Origin of the sequence: Clostridium hydrogeniformans DSM 21757 (assembly GCF_000686705.1) — a bacterium.
Lineage (GTDB): Bacteria > Bacillota > Clostridia > Clostridiales > Clostridiaceae > Clostridium_Z > Clostridium_Z hydrogeniformans.
The window spans coordinates 15262-33488 of sequence record NZ_JMLJ01000021.1; the positions used below are offsets into that span (position 1 = coordinate 15262).

Genomic DNA, 18227 nt, shown 5'->3' on the forward strand with positions numbered 1-18227 from the left:
CCTTAACTTATATACATTTAAACCTAATTTATATATGTTTCTCACTCTAGAATATCTAATCTTATAATAACACCCTTTTTATATGTATGTAAAAATTTCAGTGCCAATATTATAAAGTTATATGTAAGTTGTGATATTAAAGCTACATTAGATTCAATTAAAACTTATTTAGTCCTCAAAGAATGGAATGTAAATTAATTAATACAACATATATGTTTAAAATATAAATTTATATGATTACTGTATAACTTTATATTTCTATTTTAATATCCCAATATTCCTCTAAACATTATAAGTTTATTTATACTAGGAATCTTATAAACACTGTGGCAAGACCTAGGAAAAAGAAGAATCCACATATATCTGTTACAGTGGTTACAAATACTGCTGATGCTAAAGCTGGGTCTACCTTTAATTTCTTTAATGTTACTGGTACTAAAAAACCTGCTACAGTGGCTGCTGTCATATTTAATATCATGGCAAGACCAATTACAAGTCCAAATACAGGATTCTTTGCCCAAAGACTGGCAAGTAAAGCTACAGATATTCCTATGGAACATCCATTAATAATTCCAACAGATACTTCTTTTATTAATACCTTTTTATAATTCTCATAACTAAGTTCTCCAAGGGCTATACCCCTAACCACTAAAGTCAAAGTTTGAGTCCCAGCATTTCCTCCCATCCCTGCCACTATAGGCATAAATGTGGCTAGAATAACAACTTGACTTATTGTGCTTTCAAAAAGACTTACAGTAGTAGAAGCTAAAAGTGCTGTAAATAAATTTACAAATAGCCATGGAAGTCTACTCTTAATAGAATCTATGGTTCCTCCATCAACATTTTCCTCTTCATCTATCCCTGCTAGACGGTGTATATCCTCTGTATCCTCATCTCTTAATACATCTATAATATCATCTACAGTAATAACCCCAAGGATAACTCCATTATCATCTACCACAGGCATATTTAAAAAACCATATTTTTCAAACTTATTAGCTACTTCTTCTTGATCCATCTCTACTGGTAGACTTATTACATTTTCATTCATTATTTCTTTTATTTTAGTATTAAAGGTAGAAGTAACTAATTCTCTAAGGGATACCACTCCTTTTAATACCTCTTTTTTATCTAACACATACAAATAATAGGCACTTTCTGCATTAGGTGCCTCCTTTTGAAGAAGGGTAAAGGTCTCCTCCACTGTCATATTCTCCATTATACTAAGGAATTCTGTTGCCATAAGTCCCCCAGCAGTTTCTGGGTGATAGGTTAAAAGTTCCTTAACATCTTCCCTATCCTCTTTAGAAGATAGCTTTTCAATAAGCTTATTAGCCTCACTTGGATTTATCATACCTAAAAGGTCTGCTAAGTCATCTGAGCTCATTTCATTTAATATTTTACCTTGGTTAAGTTCAGAGAAAAGATATAAAAGCTTCATCTGCTCTTCTTCATCTGCCTCTCCTATAACCTCCGCTACCATCCAATGGGGTAGTTTTGATAAAAGGGTAAAAACTTGATCTTCCTCCAGCTTTCTTATGGAATCTAAAATATCAGCTGGATGTATATCATCTATATTTTCTTTTATTTCATCTAATGAACTATTCATTAAAAACTTGAGAAGTTGGTAGTCTGACATTGCTTGCATTGATACCTCTCCTTTCTAGATTTCTTCTGTAGTTTAAAATAACTCTATTTCTAAATTAAATAAGAGTTTTTTATAAATACTCTTCCACTATTCATCCTAGAAGAATTTATTCTCTAACCTATTACCATTAATATTAAAAAGCCCTTAATATTAATGGTAATAGGTAGAATAAATTCGGTATCCCCTTTAAAAATATAATATATATTTTATTCCATCTATATATTTTATCAATGGAACTGTGAAATTACCATCTTTTTTTATGGTGTTTTCTTGTTAGCTCTAAATATTAGTACAATCTAATCCTTAGTAAATCCAAGCTTCCTTAACTTTTCTAAACTTAATGGTAAAAGTTTCAACTTATAAATATGGTATAAATTCAACTAAAATAAATATATACTACTATTAGTTAAAACTATAATTGACAAATTTGTTATAGAGGAATATAATAATATTATGACATACCCCTAAGGGGTAATAGGAGGAATGTAACTATGATGAATATTTCTATAAACGAAGCAACCATAGATGCATTAAGAAAATCTATGGACGATAAAAAGAAAGATGCAGCCAGAATAGTTATAAAAGGCTTTGGATGAGGCGGTCCAACCCTTGGACTTGTTCTGGATGAACAAAAAGAAAATGATGATGCAATTGAGTCAAATGGAATAAAATTTGTAGCAGATAAGGAATTTTCCTTTATGCTAACTGATATTAAAGTAAACTTTAAAAAAGGATTATTCGGAAGCAGCTTCTCTGTATCTACAGGAAGCGGAAGTGGATGCTAATATATAACCAATATATTAACCTAAAATTTAAAAATTAATTTTAAAAATGTAACCTATTTTCTCAAATAAAAAGATGCCTCCACTATGGAGACATCTTTTTATTACTTATATTTACCTATGGTATTTGTTAAAGCATTAATACTTTCAGTAAGGCTCTCAAGCTTCCCTTCTATTCTTATAAGTAAATAGATAGATACAGCTATAGGAAACCCCACATTAGCTATTAAGTTAATAAATCCATCCATACATCTCCCCCCTTATAGAGAAGATATACAATCCGGGGATGAATTTACTATTTTAACTCCTTAAATTAAATATAAAAAAATATTTATACAAATCACATCTTTTCATATTTAATTTATTTACCCTCTAAATATTTTTACTCTTCAAATTCCTCATGATGTTCATTTACTATTTTTTGAACAAGCTTTTTGATTACACTAGCTTGTGCTATTAAGGACATAACTATTATAAAAGTTTTTATTCTAACCATATCCTTATCTTCTAATTCTAAGTTTTCTATCATCTTATTTAACTTACTATCATCAAATAAAGGGGTACTTAAGAAAGAATTAAGGCTTTCCTTTTGAGTACCTGAGAATATTCTATAAGCTTCCTCCCATGATAATATATCATCTTCTCTATCATTTATATCATTAAATGCTAATCTAAATACTTTTTTTATCTCTTCTGCTGTAAGTAGAGGTCTCATATAGCTTAATAGCACTAGCTGTACTAAGTGAATCTTTGTATATCCTCTTTTTTTTCCATCCTCTGGCTTAGATATTACATCACTTTTAATATAATTTTGTACTATATTATTAGTATACTTTTCCTCTGTGAATTTATCATTAAGATAGTCTATAACCTGAGATAAAAATAAATCATACTTAGGTAACTCTTGATAATCCACCATATTATTTTTAGACATTTCTTCTGCTAGCTTCATTACATAATCCATATTAAAATCTATTTTGCTATCCATATTTTCACCTCCCTAGATTTATAAAACCCTTATATTCTTATTATAAGGTAATTCAAAACCTATTACAAGTTATTTTTACTTATATTATACTTCTTTTATCTTGCTCTTATTTATGAATTTTATAATCCTACCCTTCCCCTGTGTTAATCCATCCTATATTTTCTTTAACATAGGATTTTGTCTATTAACTTAATTTTTACACAAGTTAATTATTTTATACCCTATACTTCTTTTATTTGAAATCTTATCCACAGCTTAGCCTTATTTTCTCCCTTGATTCATAATCTCTTACCCCTTTTTCAGAAAATTATCAACATTATTCACAATGCATATGTGGATAAGCTGTGTGACTTTTGTGAATTATTAATCTTCACCATTTTAAATTTATCATCATATTATAGCATTGAATAGAATATTTCTTTACCTTAATATGTATATTTTAAGAAAATTTGAACAAAATATATAATGAACAATTTGATAAAAAACTTAATTTTTTATCAAGAGTTTTCGACATTAGTTAATTTATGTGCCATAAAATTACTATTTTATTTTCAAATTTAAACTATAATTTTTAGGTATATATTGCCATTATTCTACCAACCCCTTATATATCAAGGGTTTAGTAGAAGGTTTGTCATATTTTTCAAGTAAAATTTATTTTTATTAATGTATTGACATTTCAATAATATGGTAGTATATTATCTATTAGATGGAATTTAGTAAGAATTTTGTAATTTGAACTATATTTTTTCTATTTAAATTTTGACGTATTGTTACATTAAAATTGTATTTTATAATTTCATGTCGAATGATGTATAAGGAGGAACAAATTTATGAAATCAACAGGTGTAGTTAGAAGAGTGGATGAATTAGGAAGAATAGTTATTCCTATAGAGTTAAGAAGAACTTTAGATATCGCTGAGAAGGATGCTCTAGAAATATATGTAGATGGTGAGCAAATCATATTAAAGAAATATGAGCCAGCTTGCATATTCTGTGGAGATGCTAGAGACGTTATAAACTATAAAGGTAAGAATATCTGTAAGAACTGTTTAAATGATATAAAAGTCGATAGATAATATTATAAATTTAAAAATGCTATAGATTCGTCTATAGCATTTTCTTTTTTCCATTAAATTATAAGCATTTTGATTTTATGCAGTTTAAATTACTTTAACTTCCAAATTTATTATGTATTCTTAAATATATATTTTACACTTTATGGATTGTATTCATTTTTTATGTATTTACATAATACTTGTGGTAAAATTTGTACTGAATATATTTTACATTAACAAACCATAACTTCCTCTAAATACCTATTGAATATTTATATACTTCAGATTTTGACATTTCTCTTTCCTTTGCTACTAACTTTATAGCATCTTTTTTGTTCATTCCTTCATTTACATATTTTATTATATGTTCTTCTATGGATAAATCAGCCCACGCTTTCTCAGCCTCTTCTTTTATCTGTTCTAAAGTCTTTCCTTCTACTATAAGAACATATTCCCCTCTTGGTCTAATCTCTTTATAATGATCTATTATATGAGTTATGTTTCCCCTTAATATTTCCTCATGAAGCTTTGTAAGTTCTCTACATATAGCCATATTCCTATCTCCAAGTTCTTCTCTTAAAAAACTTAAAGTATCTAAAAGTCTATGAGGTGCCTCATAGAATATAAGGGTTTCCCTATGATTTATTATTTCCTCAATTAAAATCTTTCTCTCTTTAGTTTCCCTTGGTATAAATCCTCTAAATAAAAATTTACTAGTATCAAGTCCTGAATAAACTAAGGCTGTAATAGTCGCCGTAGCTCCTGGTAGGACTTCAAAAGGAGTATTTGCCTCTATACATCTTTGTACTACTATGCTTCCTGGATCTGAAATCCCTGGGGTTCCTGCATCTGTTATTAATGCGATTTTTTGTCCTTCCCGTGCCCTATCTATAAGATTTTCTGACTTTCCTTGTTCATTATGCATATGATAACTTATTAAAGGCTTTTTTATATTAAAATGATTTAAAAGTTTTAAGCTTTGTCTTGTGTCCTCTGCTGCCACAACATCACAATTTTCAAGAACTTCTAAAGCTCTTAAAGTAATATCCTTAAGATTCCCTATGGGAGTTGGGACTAAATATATTTTTCCGCTCATAAAATCTACTCCTTAACTTTATTTATCTCTTCCATAAATCCTATTTATTTCTTCTGAAAACTCCCCTTCATTGTTATATACATAAAGTGGTGCTTCCCATTTTAAAAAGCTTCCTCCATCCCTTTGTCCTTCTACAAGAACTATATTAGGTGGCTTTTTACTATTAGGATGAACCATCCTTATTACCTTAGGCTCTATTTTATGCTTTCTCATAAGACAGAGAATGTCTGCTAGCCTTTCTGGCCTATGTACCATATATAGCCTTCCATTATCCCTTAGAATGGCTCTAGAGGCTAAAATAACATCTTCTAAGCTGCAACACACCTCATGCCTTGCTATGGCTGTTTTGTCCTTAGGATTTAATATCCCTGCTCCTCCTAGCTTATAAGGAGGGTTAACAGTTACAACATGAGCCTTTTCTAAGGTTTTCATTAGTTTTATATCCTTTAAATCCCCATGAAGAAAGTCTATTCTATCCTCCATAGAGTTTATAGTAACACTTCTTTTCGCCATCTCTACAAACTCTTCTTGTATTTCAATTCCTGTAATATTAGAAGCCTGAGTCTTTCCACTTATTACAAAGGGTATAATTCCTGTTCCTGTACAAAGATCTATAACCCTCATACCCTTCTTTACCTTAGCAAAATTCGCAAGAAGTACTGCATCTATTCCAAATCTAAAGGCATCCTTCTTTTGTATTAATTTTAATCCCTTTAATTGTAAATCATCTATGGTTTCATCTTCCATTAAATACTCCATATTTTACTCCCCTCCTCATGTGTTCTATAAATTTATAATATTAACTATTATATCATAACTTCTTAATATCTCTCCTAGTACTAGGAAAGTCATATATACATTAATCAATTTATAAGGCTTTTTACATAAACACTTAACTTATTCCTTAAAAATGTCCTTGATTTATCTTTCTTTGAATAGATGTATAAATTAATTTTAAATCCCTATATTGTTTTAAGCTTTAAGATTAATTTATACCATATACTTATTTATTGTATATGGTATAAAAAATAACAGTTAATAGCCCCATATAGATTACTATGGAACTATTAACTGTCTTATATAATTAATTACTATTTTATTTCTTATTTTAAGATAACTAAATTATTCTTCTTGCAACTGAGAAGTCACTTCTTCCTGAAAGAGAGCTTATCTTAACTACATCACCTGTTCTTGGGGCATGTATGTAACTTCCTCCACCTACATATATTCCAACATGGTGTGGAGAACTAGCACTACCAAAGAACACTAAGTCTCCTGGTTGAAGGTTTGACTTAGATACAGAAACTCCTTCATTTACTTGAGTAAATGTGGTTCTACTTAAACCTACACCAGCTTTACCAAAAACATATTGAGTAAATCCAGAACAGTCAAAGGAGTTTGGACCACTCGCTCCATATACATATGGCTTTCCTTGAAGGCTATATGCAAAGGATAGTATTGATGATGTATTCTTACCTACAGAAGTATTTCCTGATGAAGAACCTCCTGATTGGTTTCCTCCTCTATCAAAGGTAACTTTCTTTGGTTGCTCTTGTTTTTGCTTTATTAATGAATTAGCCTTTTCTATTGTGTCAACTATTTCTTTATCAATAACCTTTATTTGAGATCTTATTCCTCTTAAAGAGTCTCTAGCAGCGGTTATATCATTAAGTGAACTACTTGGATTATTTATAACATCTGCTGGATATTTAATCATCTGTCTTTCCTTAGAAGCAAGGTCAACTTTAATATTCTTTTGAACTTCATTAGCTTCGTTAACTAATACTTTTTGCTTAGCTTCTTGATCTCTTAACTCTTTAAGCTTAGCTTCGTTCTCAGTTTTTAATTCTTTTATTTTATTTATATCTTTCTTTAAAGCTTCTTTTTTATCATCAATCTCTTTTTTCTTAGTTGTGATTTCATTCATCATTTGCTTGTCTAAATTCATCAACTTTCCAACAGCTTGTACATTCGTAACTAAGTCTGAGAAATTTCTTGAACTTAGTACTACTTCTACATAACCTGGATTTCCACTTTTATATATAGCTCTAATTCTCTTTCCATACATTTCTTCCTTCTGGTCTAAATCCTTTTGAAGTTCTTCCATGTCTTTCTCGAAAGATTTTATGCTATTTTCTTTATTTCCAATTTCGCTATTATTCTTATCTACTAAAGTTTGGATTTCTTGTGCTTGTCCTTGTAACTTTTGTAGTTCTTGCTCTAATGCGTTTAATTTTTCCTCTGCACTTTTATATTCTGATTGCTTTTGCTCTATTTCTTGCTTTTGAGCATCACTTAATGGAGTAGCCATTGCTACTAATCCCGTGTTTAAAGCCATAGCGGCTGCTAAAATAGCCGATATAATCTTTTTATTCATAATCCCACCTCAACATATAAAAATTTATATACTAAATATTTGAATTTTTTCTATCTTAAATCTGTCTTAAATATTATAACATTACCTTCCTTGTGAAAACAATGTAAATATGCACCAAAATCAAAGGATTTAGAAACTTTTTTGTAAACATTTAATCTTTTTTTAACTTTTGCGGCATATACTATAGGTATTTAATGTATTTTAATGAATAATTTAATTTATCTGAAAAATAATATATTATATGTATTTTAATATAAATCCCTATGTATTATAATGAACTATATAAGAATTTTCTATATTTTTTGCCTATTACTTAACTTAGGTCTTTAATTGCTCTTTTCCGTAAAAAAACACTATAAAAACCTTAATTAAACCTAGTACTATTTACTAGGATATATTTATATTTAAATAGGGGGAATATATTTATGCTGAATAACTTTTCTGTAAAAAGTAAATTAGTAATTTCTTTTATACTTACATCCTGTTTAACTCTAACCATTGGAATAATATCTATTAATAATCTTTCTATGGTAAATGAAAACTTAAAGGTTACTTATAATGAAAGTCTAACCACCCTACTAAATTTAAATGAAATTAAACAAACACTAACCAATAATAGAGCTTATTTCTCAGAGTTAGTGTTCTCTAAAGACAAATCTAATATAGTTACTATCCTAACCTACATAGAGGCTGAAACAAATTCTTTAAACAAATCTATAGAAACCTTTGATAACTCACCTATAAGCACTAAAGAAAAAGATATTTGGGATTCATTAAAAACTACCTATAAGAAATATGAAGAAAATAATCTTTCTATAATAGAAGCAATGAAAAACCTTGACTTCGATAAGGCTACCTTCTTATTTAAAGATTTCTCAACTCAACAAACTGCTATGTTTTCTTCCCTTGAAGGACTAACCTCCTTAAGAAAAATTACTACTAAAAACTTATATGATAACAGTCAAAATATCTATGCTGATACAAGATTATATATGATAATTTTAGTTCCATCTTGTATACTTATCTCCCTAATTATAAGCGCCTTAAATTTACGCACTATATCAAAAGGACTAAGAAAGACCTTATCCTTTGCAGAAGCCTTAGCTAAGGGTGATTTAAGTAAATCAATAAAGTCTAAAGGAAAAGATGAATTCTCTATGCTATGTAATTCCTTAAATAATGCAGTATATAATGTTAATTCAATGATAAGAAAAATACTAGATACCTCCGCTGAACTTAGTGCTTCCTCTGAGGAACTCTCTGCCTCTGTGGAGGAAATTACCTCTCAAATTGCATTTATAAACTCCTCATCTAATTCTATAAAGGAATTAAGTGCAGTGTCTTCAATGAATGTTGAAAAAGTTCAAGGAGTGCTTCAATCTATGAACTCTAATATAAAGATTCTTTCTAGTAGGGCAAATGAGGGGGAAGGTGTATCCTATAATATAGAAGAAAGAGCTCTAAAACTTAAAAATGATGGGGAAAGATCCATTGCTTCAACTGAAAACTTATATAGGGAAAAGGAAGATAAACTAGTAGCTGCCATTAATGATGGAAAGGTTGTAGCAAAAATTAAAGACCTTATATCACTTATATCCTCCATAGCTGAAGAAACCAAACTTTTAGCCTTAAATGCTGCCATCGAATCAGCTAGAGCTGGAGAACATGGACGTGGCTTCTCAGTGGTAGCTGAAGAGGTAAGAAAGCTTTCAGAGGAAACATCCCTTATAACAAAGGACATAGAATCCATAATACTTCAGGCTAATAATAGCTTCAAAAATCTTAGTGATAATACAGAAGATATATTAAAGTTTATAAATGAAAAAATAGTTCCTCAATTTAATATGCTTCTTGAGAGCAGTACCTATTATGGTAAAGATGCAGAATTTATGAAGGATTTTTCTACAGCCTTAAATACCATGTGCATAGAACTTAAAAATATTATTGAAAGTGCTAATAATGTTATATTTGAAATGATGAGTGCCTCTGAAAATTCTAATAGCAATTCTAATGATATTTTGTCTAGTTTATCAGATGCCCATGATTCTATAGAAGGTATTGCTGCTTCTGCACAAGTTCAAGCAGAGCTTGCTCAAAGTTTAACCTCTCTAGTTCAAGGGTTTAAGATTTAATGGAATAGTTGTCTCCTTAAAAACCCTTGAATATGAAAAGTACTTTTAAATAATCTAATTTTAATAGTTGTGAGTTTAAATATATTTATAAAATATAAGACACTATTTTTAAGCTATAGATAAATTAGGATCAACTGTATCTAGAAAATATAATTCTGAACATAAGAAACAGCTCCTCATATACATATGAGGAGCTGTTTCATTAATCCTATTCTTACATATTAAATAGGCACAGAATTATAAGTTTTAAACTTTTAAGAGTTCTATGAAACCTTAGATAAACACAGTATTTTTATTACTAGACCTCATGTAAACTTCAAATCACTTCTTAAATTTAAATAATATATTTATATGTTAACTTAAAAACTTATATCTTAGTTTCATATAATAATCTTTTTAAATATAAAAAACAATACACTTATACATATTTTATGTTTAAGTGTATTACTAGCTACCTATTGATTCCTTTAGATAATAAATACTGTATTATAGAAGCAATAAAAATTAAGCATACAAAGATATATATTGTAACCTTTGTATCAGTGATATAATTAAATATTGCAATTACTAAAGAGGATAATGCTATAAATATGTATATAATAGAATTAAGCTTTACATATGTTTTTTTCTCCTCTGATAAATTCTTAAAAGACTTAGAAAATAATAGAGTTGTTCCCATAGCTAAAAATAAGATACTTGTAAAAAACATTATAATTGTAGTAAATCCCATATTTCTTCCTCCCAAAAACTGAATTTTATCAGTTACTAAAATCACTTCTTTCATAACTAACTTTTCACTAACAAATTAATTGTATTTTAAATATTATAAATTATATCATATTTTTCTTCTTTAAATCTTAGATTATTTCTTTTATTATTTTATATTATCTTTTCTTTTTCTTGTATTTACTTTATAAATCCAATGAATTTCCATATACTATAATAAAATAGTATTGACATTTAAAATACTATTTTATATAATTATATTGTCCACGGGGTGTAGCGCAGATGGGAGCGCGCGTGGTTTGGGACCATGAGGTCGCAGGTTCGATCCCTGTCACCCCGACCAGAAGACTAAGATTTATCTTAGTCTTTTTTTTATTTACCTTGTTTAGATTTTTAATTTATGAATCATGAATTAGTTAATTTATTCCTTCTAGAAGCTGTGAATGGGTGGTAAAAGCTCCTATTATTATGCTTCCTGTGCTGAACTTAGAATACCAGCTGTTAAAATAGCTATGCCCATAGCTTTTGGGACGCTTGTACAAATATAATTCATCACTGAAAAACTTATTTATCTTTTCATTACTTTTAATAAAATTTTATTTTATTAATTTATTCCCATAAGTTATATAGATTTATATTTTTAATATAATTCTATATTTTTTATAAAAATCTATTGTCACGAACCCTAAGTAATGCTATAACTATATTATATTAAAATTAAATTTTATGACTTGTGAATATAAAACTAAAATTTAAAATGAGTTCTTTTTAATACACTCTCTTTCCAAAAGATTTAATTAGCCCTCATTTTAAATTACAAACTTAGATTTATTCATCACAAGCCATTTTTTTATTTTATCTCTATTTTAATATGCTTTCTTGCATATTCTTATATTCCCTAAATCTCATCTTATAGCTAAAACCCTTTTAATCATCCTATAGAATAAACCCTTCATATTCTTATTTTATTAAAACTACATATATACTCCCTTAAATAATTCTATATATTCTTATTAAATTTCCTTTTACATTTTTATACTTCCCCTAGAAAGACTATTTAATCTTATTATAATACTCATCTGCCAAAGCAGCTGACCTACAAAGTGCCATAATGATTATAATTAAACCTATCATAGTAATATAAAACATTAACTTCATTATTCTCATCATCTCCTAATAAGTCCCTTATAATAATTCCGCTTATAATCTTTATCCTAAAACTATTTAGTATTTTTCTATTTTAATTTAAAACTCTAAATTCATATACCCATAATACTTTTACTTATATCTAATAATATATAACTTCAATTATGCTTAATAATATTTTTTCTAAGTTATATTGAAATGAATATATATATATTAATTGGAAATATTTAATATTATAAGTTTATATATTAACAATTCTATCCATGATTTAAGATTTTAATCTATAAAAAACTCTTAACTTATTATAAAAAATATGAGCTTCCATATAATATTAAACTTATAAACCACTTTAAAATCCCCTAATATTCCATTAGGTAAAAGGAGTGTTTATTATGAATACACAGTATACTAATATATTTAAAACTTTAGTAAAAGCATATTATGAAGATAATTTTGAAGAAAAAATTGAAGAACTAATGAAAAAAGAAGAAGTAGATAAAAAAACTCTTAGTGAAGTCATAAGCTCTCTTTGTGGTGTAAAGGTAGATTATAGCGAAAGATTTTCATCTGACCTAAAAAAGGCTATAACCACCTATAAAGCTAAAGGAAAAATTGTATCTAAGCTTTCTCACTGTGATAATTGCACAGATGGAGCTTGCATTAATGCATGTCCCTTTAATGCTATATTAAAAGATCCCATAACTAAGTTATCCTACATAGACATGGAGCTTTGTACTAATTGTGGTCTTTGTGTAGAAGCATGCGACCTTGGACATATAGTAGATAAGGTTGAATTTATGCCTTTAATGGAACTTTTAAAAAGTGGTGAGACAGTTATAGCTGCTGTTGCTCCTGCCATTACTGGTCAATTTGGAGAAGATGTTACCATGGATCAAATTAGAGAAGCCTTTATGAAGCTAGGTTTTAAGGATATGGTAGAAGTTGCATTTTTTGCGGATATGCTTACCATAAAGGAATCAGTAGAATTTAATAGGTTTGTTAAGTCTAAGGAGGACCTAATGATAACCTCTTGTTGTTGTCCTATGTGGGTGGGTATGCTTAAAAGAGTATATGGAAACTTAGTTAAGTATGTGTCTCCTTCAGTATCACCAATGATAGCAGCAGCTAGGGTAATAAAAAAATTAAATCCTAATTGCAGAGTTGTTTTTATAGGCCCTTGTATCGCTAAAAAGGCTGAGGCTAAGGAAAAGGATTTAATAGGTGATGTAGATTTTGTATTAACCTTCCAAGAACTACAAGAAATTTTTAATACCTTAGAAATAAGCCCTTCTAATCTTAAGGGAGTACCCTCTCTTGAATACGCCTCAAAGGGTGGAAGACTATATGCTAGAACTGGTGGTGTATCTGTAGCTGTATCTGATGCAATAAAAGAGATGTACCCTGAAAAATATAATCTTTTTGAAGCTGCCCAATGTGATGGAGTTATAAATTGTAAGAAGCTACTCTCCTCTGCCCAAGATGGAGAGCTTAAAGCAAACTTTATAGAAGGCATGGGTTGTGTTGGCGGCTGTGTTGGTGGACCTAAAGCCATAATCCCTAAAGAGGAAGGAAAAAAACATGTAGATGATTATGCCTTTGATTCTGCTTATAAGGTTGCCACCCATAGTGATATAATGTTAGATATCTTAAAAAGAATAGGAATAAACTCTTTAGAAGATTTTAAGGATCATAATAAAATAAAAATTTTTGAAAGAGAATTTTAAAATACTAAAGCCATGTTTCTAAAAAACTTAATTTAGATAACTTTATCCTAACAAGTTAATTACTCCTTTCCTTATATATATAAGAAAGCTCAACATGAGCTTTCTTACTTTTTGGATGTATTTTATACTTAATTCTAATAAGATTTTAATATTATCTTAATCTTCCTATGATATAATTCAGTTAAAAGTTGTATCAATTATCTTAAAATATAATATTTTAAAATAATATAAGTTAAGTGTTTATGTAAAAACCCTATGCAATGGGTTAATAAAACATATACTAGCTTTATTGTTTATACATAGTATATTTATTAGGTAATGTAAATAATAGATCTAGTGTATAGACTTACTAAATATACAAAGGGGGTATAGGCTTTATGAAAAAAGATGAAAAGATTTTAAGAATATTTAATTCCTCAATTAAGTGCTCATTTTTAGACTTGATTATGCCTTTTGTAACATATATAGGTTCCACCGAAATGGCTGTAGTATATTGTTTATCCTTAGCTTTAGTTTTCAAGGCTAACCACCTTTTATATGTTACTCTCTTTTCTTTAATTATAAGTTCTATATTTTCAAAAATTATAAAGACCATATTTAAACGTACTAGACCCTTTCTTATGCTAAAAGATATAAATTATAAACTTATAGGTATAGATAAATATTCTTTTCCTTCTGGTCATACAACTTGTGCCTTTTCTATTGGAATTCCACTATGCCTTTTCTATCCTATATTAACTCCTATAATACTTCCCCTATGTATATTAGTTGGAATATCTAGAATGTATCTTGGAGTTCACTATCCCTCTGATGTTTTAATGGGAATTATTTTAGGTACTACAGTCTCTATTCCTACCTTTATAATCTATAATTTACTATAAATATTTTAATATCTCCTGAACTATTTAAGGTTTAAATCAAGGTATTTTTAGATTTTTAAATTTTTGATCTTAAAAAATATGATATAAATATATTAAACTTTCTATATGTTTAATATATCTATATCATATTTAACCTTACTATTATAAAATACTTATTCATAACTTAAAAATTCTAATGTCTATCTTATTAATACTTAATCTAAAAAACTTAAGCTTCCCCTCTCTTTTGACCCTAATTACAATATAGTAAATCTCAACTAAATTATCTTTATTTACTTAGATTTAATACTATTGTTCTTAAATATATAGTCCTAGATATTATTTCGTGTTATAATTTCCTTGAATAGGGGGTATGGAAATGTTAAAAGATATTGAAGCAGCAATTTTTGATATGGATGGAACCTTAGTGGATTCCATGTGGATTTGGGAAAAGGTAGATGCAGACTTTTTAAAAGAAAGAAATATATGCTTCCCTAAAAACTTAAAGGAAGAAATTAATCATTTAAGCTTTCAAGGTACAGTTAAATATTTCAAAGAAAAATTTAATCTAGAAGAAACCTTAGAGGAAATAGATGAAATATTTCATAAAATGGCCTATGATGAATATAAAAATCATGTTACCCTAAAGCCAGGAGCAAGAGAATTTCTTCAGCTTCTTAAAAATAAAGGAATAAAAATCGGTTTAGCTACCTCAAATTCTATTCCCTTACTTGAGGTAACATTAAGGACTAATGGAATTTATGAGTATTTTGACTCAATAACCATAACTAATGAGGTTAAGAGAGGTAAAAACTTCCCTGATGTCTATCTTCTAGCTGCTGAAAAGCTTGGGGTTTCTCCTGATAAATGTGTAGTTTTTGAAGATATATTACCTGCGGTAAAGGGAGCTAAAGCTGCTGGAATGAAAGTTGTAGCTATTCATGATAAGTTTGCTCAACTAGATAAGGAAGAAATAATGAAAGAGGCTCATAAATATATAAATGAATATAATGAAATTATTGAAGCAGTATAGACTAAATATATAAAATTTACTATAGTATAAAAACTTTAGCTATAAATAAAAAATATATGTTTTACACTATATAAAAATCTTACAAAAATCAAAAGCCATGGATAATTTAGAAGTCAAACTCTGTTATATCCACGGCTTTTCTTTATTATAATTTATAGAACAAATCTTCCTTCAGGCGGTGTTCTTTTCACCACACCTGAACAAACTTATTTTAAAACTTTTTATACTTTTTTATAAAATATTCACTATACCCTATGTATATCCAAAATATAGCTGATACCACACTTATTACATATAATAAAGAAGATTCCACAAAACTCATTACATATAAAGATATAAACATTGAAAAAATAAACTTCATTATGTTTCTATATTCTTTTGGTATATCTATCTTAAATATGGTTTTATATAAACTATATCCATTAACTATAAAGAATAAAATCATAAGTATAGCTGCTATTATACCATGAGAATAAGTTATCTCTAAATATATGTTATGAAGCCTTCCCCCCTCAATTCCTGGTAGATTCCTAGTAGCATCCTTCTTCATTATGTCCACAACATCCTTATAGCCAACTCCAAGAACAGGATTTTTCTTAAATATCTTCTCGTATCCTTCCTCCCAAAGATTAAGCCTTCCGCTAAAGAACCCTTGACCTGCAGTTTTATTTATAAATCCATTTAGTGGTTCCATTACATAAGGTTTATATATTGGGAAAGTTATTGTTAAAATCATAAGAGAAGCTATTATTACCCTTCTTATGGACTTGCTTCTTATATTTATAAACCCATATACTATTATAAATACTATAAGACCAACCCAAGAAGCTCTCGCTCTTGTAAGATATAATACACTTCCTTGAACTAGTATATTTATTCCATAAAAAATACTAAAGAACTTAGTACTTCTTATACTTAAAAAGCTAATTACAAGGGATAAGAAACTAACCATTCCCCCTGTGTTACTTATGATAAACAATCCTTTTAAAAGATCTGGTCTGGAAGCCTCATTAAAAGCTATTCCAAAAAGATTTGTTTTAGTGAAAAACATATATAAACTTATAGCAGAAATTATAAAGCTAATAAATACAAAATTAAAATTAATCCTGCGTATCTCCTTTAAAGTGTTTTGTGGTGTCTGGGTTATTTCTGAGTTATTCAATACTCCCAGTTGAATTAAGGTTATTAAAAATATTCTAAGGTTATATGCCTTACTTGGATAAATTATCAATGATAAAATATTTATCATTATAAACAAGTTCAATAATATATTAAACTTTTTTAATATCCTGGTTTTCTGATTATATATATCTAAAAGTATAAGTGCCATTCCCCAGGCAATAATAAGAAGCTTTATTATTGTAAAATTACCTTTAAGAGATAATTCCGTTGTAAAAAATAGTGCATACATAACAAATGCTATCTTAAAATATAATCTCTGTTTAACTATATCTATATTATCTAAAATCATATTCTACCCCTCTCATCTTCTCTCTCTACAATGTATATGTCCTTAGCATGCCATGTTCTATCTTCCTCTTTTGGAAGTGTCATATAATCTCCATATATGTTTTCAAGTATATTATGAGGATTATTAGGCCCTTGAAATACCTCTCCTTGAAACTCAATAGGCTTTAAAGGAAATATATCCTTATAATTAAATTCCTTATTCCACATAAGTTCCCCCCCATAATTTATCTTGTCACCATTCCAGTTATTTGTCCACTTTACAGTCCCCATTGAAAATTCATATAAATTCTCATGGCTGATTGGCCTCGAAAGAACATTTAAGGTTTTCCTTATAAGAGCCTTAATCCCTTTTCCCTTAATTTCGTACTTACACTTCATTATAAAACTAACAATATCCTGCCTAATAAATTCCTTTATCTTATTACTACATACCTTATCATAGGGAAATACATCTATGTATATACCTGAGTGATACTTTGGATTCTCCTCTCCAAACTCTAAAAAAACAGTGCCATTTTTTCTAACCTTTGTTGGAATATGATAAAGGGTATATTGCTTATCTTTTTCTACATTTTGAATATATAAGTCCTCTTTTAATTCTTTTTCAGCTATTTTTAGAAACTTTTCATAATCCTCTCTCATCATACCTATATCAAGATCATCATCCCAAGGAATAAATCCCTTATGTCTTATTGCACCAAGAAGAGTACCGTCAATTAGAAAATATTTTATATTATGCTTTTTACATACCCTGTCCACATCTTTTAATATATCTAACATGACCTGTTGAGCTTCTTCTAGTGTGCATATTCTCTTTTTCTCCATTATCTTCATCCTCTTATTAGATTTAGCTTACTATTATGAAATTTATTATTCTCTTCTTAGATTTACCATAATTCTAGTAAGGATACAATGTTATTTATATATTTACCTTCTATTGTAAGTTACCATATGGTTTTATTATACTTTCTTATTCTTTATGTATAGTATAATTTTTACTATGCATTCATCCTCTATTATAATTATATCCAATTAAGAAGTTGTTACAACCAATTTACTTTATAAATATTAAATATATTCTAAGTCATTATACTTTAATATGCTATAATTTAACTACTATAAAGTTTTTAAGCTTATTTTATGTATTTTATTGAAATTATGAACACTTAATTGCATCTTATATATGT

Annotated in this window: 14 protein-coding genes and 1 tRNA gene; 6 read left to right on the plus strand and 9 right to left on the minus strand. The window is 28.3% G+C overall.

All coding sequences use genetic code 11. The features are described 5' to 3' along the window. Positions 1-301: 301 nt before the first annotated feature. The 3 genes from mgtE to BR69_RS0112375 form a co-directional block, all read right to left on the minus strand. Positions 302-1648, minus strand: coding sequence for a magnesium transporter (gene mgtE, locus BR69_RS0112360; RefSeq protein WP_034849863.1), 1347 nt, complete (start codon positions 1646-1648; stop codon positions 302-304). Positions 1649-2534: 886 nt separating this feature from the next. Next, positions 2535-2678 carry a YvrJ family protein gene (locus BR69_RS21560; protein ID WP_084315459.1) on the minus strand — a complete coding sequence of 48 codons (144 nt, stop codon included), beginning with the start codon at positions 2676-2678 and terminating at the stop codon, positions 2535-2537. A 134-nt stretch (positions 2679-2812) separates the two neighbouring features. After that, entirely contained in the window at positions 2813-3418 is a 606-nt protein-coding gene (locus BR69_RS0112375; protein WP_027633471.1) for a DUF1836 domain-containing protein, read from the minus strand. Positions 3419-4251: 833 nt separating this feature from the next. On the opposite strand from BR69_RS0112375, the gene BR69_RS0112380 reads away from it, so the two are divergent. After that, entirely contained in the window at positions 4252-4497 is a 246-nt protein-coding gene (locus tag BR69_RS0112380) for an AbrB/MazE/SpoVT family DNA-binding domain-containing protein (RefSeq protein WP_027633472.1), read from the plus strand. Between the two features lie 232 nt (positions 4498-4729). On the opposite strand, the gene rsmI is transcribed toward BR69_RS0112380, so the two are convergent. From rsmI to BR69_RS22310, 3 genes are all read right to left on the minus strand, one after another. Continuing rightward, entirely contained in the window at positions 4730-5572 is an 843-nt protein-coding gene (gene rsmI, locus BR69_RS0112385; RefSeq protein WP_027633473.1) for a 16S rRNA (cytidine(1402)-2'-O)-methyltransferase, read from the minus strand. 18 nt (positions 5573-5590) lie between these two features. Then, on the minus strand, positions 5591-6331 hold the full coding sequence (locus BR69_RS0112390; RefSeq protein WP_027633474.1) for a tRNA1(Val) (adenine(37)-N6)-methyltransferase: 741 nt from the start codon (positions 6329-6331) through the stop codon (positions 5591-5593). Positions 6332-6689: 358 nt separating this feature from the next. Continuing rightward, complete coding sequence (locus tag BR69_RS22310) at positions 6690-7949, minus strand: C40 family peptidase (protein ID WP_027633475.1); 1260 nt, start codon at positions 7947-7949, stop codon at positions 6690-6692. A 425-nt stretch (positions 7950-8374) separates the two neighbouring features. Between BR69_RS22310 and BR69_RS0112400 the strand changes: the two genes are divergently transcribed. Continuing rightward, the gene (locus tag BR69_RS0112400) at positions 8375-10081 is read left to right on the plus strand and encodes a methyl-accepting chemotaxis protein (RefSeq protein ID WP_027633476.1); all 1707 of its coding nucleotides are present in this window, start codon (positions 8375-8377) and stop codon (positions 10079-10081) included. A 451-nt stretch (positions 10082-10532) separates the two neighbouring features. Here BR69_RS0112400 and BR69_RS0112405 read toward each other — a convergent pair whose 3' ends face one another. Beyond that, positions 10533-10811, minus strand: coding sequence for a hypothetical protein (locus tag BR69_RS0112405; RefSeq protein ID WP_027633477.1), 279 nt, complete (start codon positions 10809-10811; stop codon positions 10533-10535). 263 nt (positions 10812-11074) lie between these two features. On the opposite strand from BR69_RS0112405, the gene BR69_RS0112410 reads away from it, so the two are divergent. The 4 genes from BR69_RS0112410 to BR69_RS0112435 all read left to right on the plus strand — a co-directional run bounded on the left by BR69_RS0112410 (position 11075) and on the right by BR69_RS0112435 (position 15570). Next, a tRNA-Pro gene (locus BR69_RS0112410) sits at positions 11075-11150 on the plus strand. 1195 nt (positions 11151-12345) lie between these two features. Next, positions 12346-13677, plus strand: coding sequence for a [Fe-Fe] hydrogenase large subunit C-terminal domain-containing protein (locus tag BR69_RS0112425; RefSeq protein WP_027633478.1), 1332 nt, complete (start codon positions 12346-12348; stop codon positions 13675-13677). A gap of 377 nt (positions 13678-14054) precedes the next feature. After that, entirely contained in the window at positions 14055-14558 is a 504-nt protein-coding gene (locus tag BR69_RS0112430) for a phosphatase PAP2 family protein (protein WP_034849866.1), read from the plus strand. Positions 14559-14916: 358 nt separating this feature from the next. Then, positions 14917-15570 (plus strand): HAD family hydrolase, encoded by a 654-nt coding sequence (locus BR69_RS0112435; protein WP_027633480.1) that lies wholly within the window; start codon positions 14917-14919, stop codon positions 15568-15570. Positions 15571-15781: 211 nt separating this feature from the next. Here the strand turns inward: BR69_RS0112435 and BR69_RS0112440 are convergent, their stop codons facing one another. Together BR69_RS0112440 and BR69_RS0112445 are read right to left on the minus strand one after the other, a co-directional pair. Next, the gene (locus BR69_RS0112440; RefSeq protein WP_027633481.1) at positions 15782-17041 is read right to left on the minus strand and encodes an O-antigen ligase family protein; all 1260 of its coding nucleotides are present in this window, start codon (positions 17039-17041) and stop codon (positions 15782-15784) included. Further along, entirely contained in the window at positions 17038-17865 is an 828-nt protein-coding gene (locus BR69_RS0112445; RefSeq protein WP_051623607.1) for a LicD family protein, read from the minus strand. Before BR69_RS0112445 ends, BR69_RS0112440 begins: the two co-directional genes overlap by 4 nt. Between the last annotated feature and the right edge of the window lie 362 nt (positions 17866-18227).

What these genes read in the sequence shown, in the direction of transcription:
- mgtE (WP_034849863.1), bottom strand. Translation starts at nt 1,648, where the DNA reads ATGCAAGCAATGTCAGACTACCAACTTCTCAAGTTTTTAATGAATAGT.
- BR69_RS21560 (WP_084315459.1), bottom strand. Translation starts at nt 2,678, where the DNA reads ATGGATGGATTTATTAACTTAATAGCTAATGTGGGGTTTCCTATAGCT.
- BR69_RS0112375 (WP_027633471.1), bottom strand. Translation starts at nt 3,418, where the DNA reads ATGGATAGCAAAATAGATTTTAATATGGATTATGTAATGAAGCTAGCA.
- BR69_RS0112380 (WP_027633472.1), top strand. Translation starts at nt 4,252, where the DNA reads ATGAAATCAACAGGTGTAGTTAGAAGAGTGGATGAATTAGGAAGAATA.
- rsmI (WP_027633473.1), bottom strand. Translation starts at nt 5,572, where the DNA reads ATGAGCGGAAAAATATATTTAGTCCCAACTCCCATAGGGAATCTTAAG.
- BR69_RS0112390 (WP_027633474.1), bottom strand. Translation starts at nt 6,331, where the DNA reads ATGGAGTATTTAATGGAAGATGAAACCATAGATGATTTACAATTAAAG.
- BR69_RS22310 (WP_027633475.1), bottom strand. Translation starts at nt 7,949, where the DNA reads ATGAATAAAAAGATTATATCGGCTATTTTAGCAGCCGCTATGGCTTTA.
- BR69_RS0112400 (WP_027633476.1), top strand. Translation starts at nt 8,375, where the DNA reads ATGCTGAATAACTTTTCTGTAAAAAGTAAATTAGTAATTTCTTTTATA.
- BR69_RS0112405 (WP_027633477.1), bottom strand. Translation starts at nt 10,811, where the DNA reads ATGGGATTTACTACAATTATAATGTTTTTTACAAGTATCTTATTTTTA.
- BR69_RS0112425 (WP_027633478.1), top strand. Translation starts at nt 12,346, where the DNA reads ATGAATACACAGTATACTAATATATTTAAAACTTTAGTAAAAGCATAT.
- BR69_RS0112430 (WP_034849866.1), top strand. Translation starts at nt 14,055, where the DNA reads ATGAAAAAAGATGAAAAGATTTTAAGAATATTTAATTCCTCAATTAAG.
- BR69_RS0112435 (WP_027633480.1), top strand. Translation starts at nt 14,917, where the DNA reads ATGTTAAAAGATATTGAAGCAGCAATTTTTGATATGGATGGAACCTTA.
- BR69_RS0112440 (WP_027633481.1), bottom strand. Translation starts at nt 17,041, where the DNA reads ATGATTTTAGATAATATAGATATAGTTAAACAGAGATTATATTTTAAG.
- BR69_RS0112445 (WP_051623607.1), bottom strand. Translation starts at nt 17,865, where the DNA reads ATGGAGAAAAAGAGAATATGCACACTAGAAGAAGCTCAACAGGTCATG.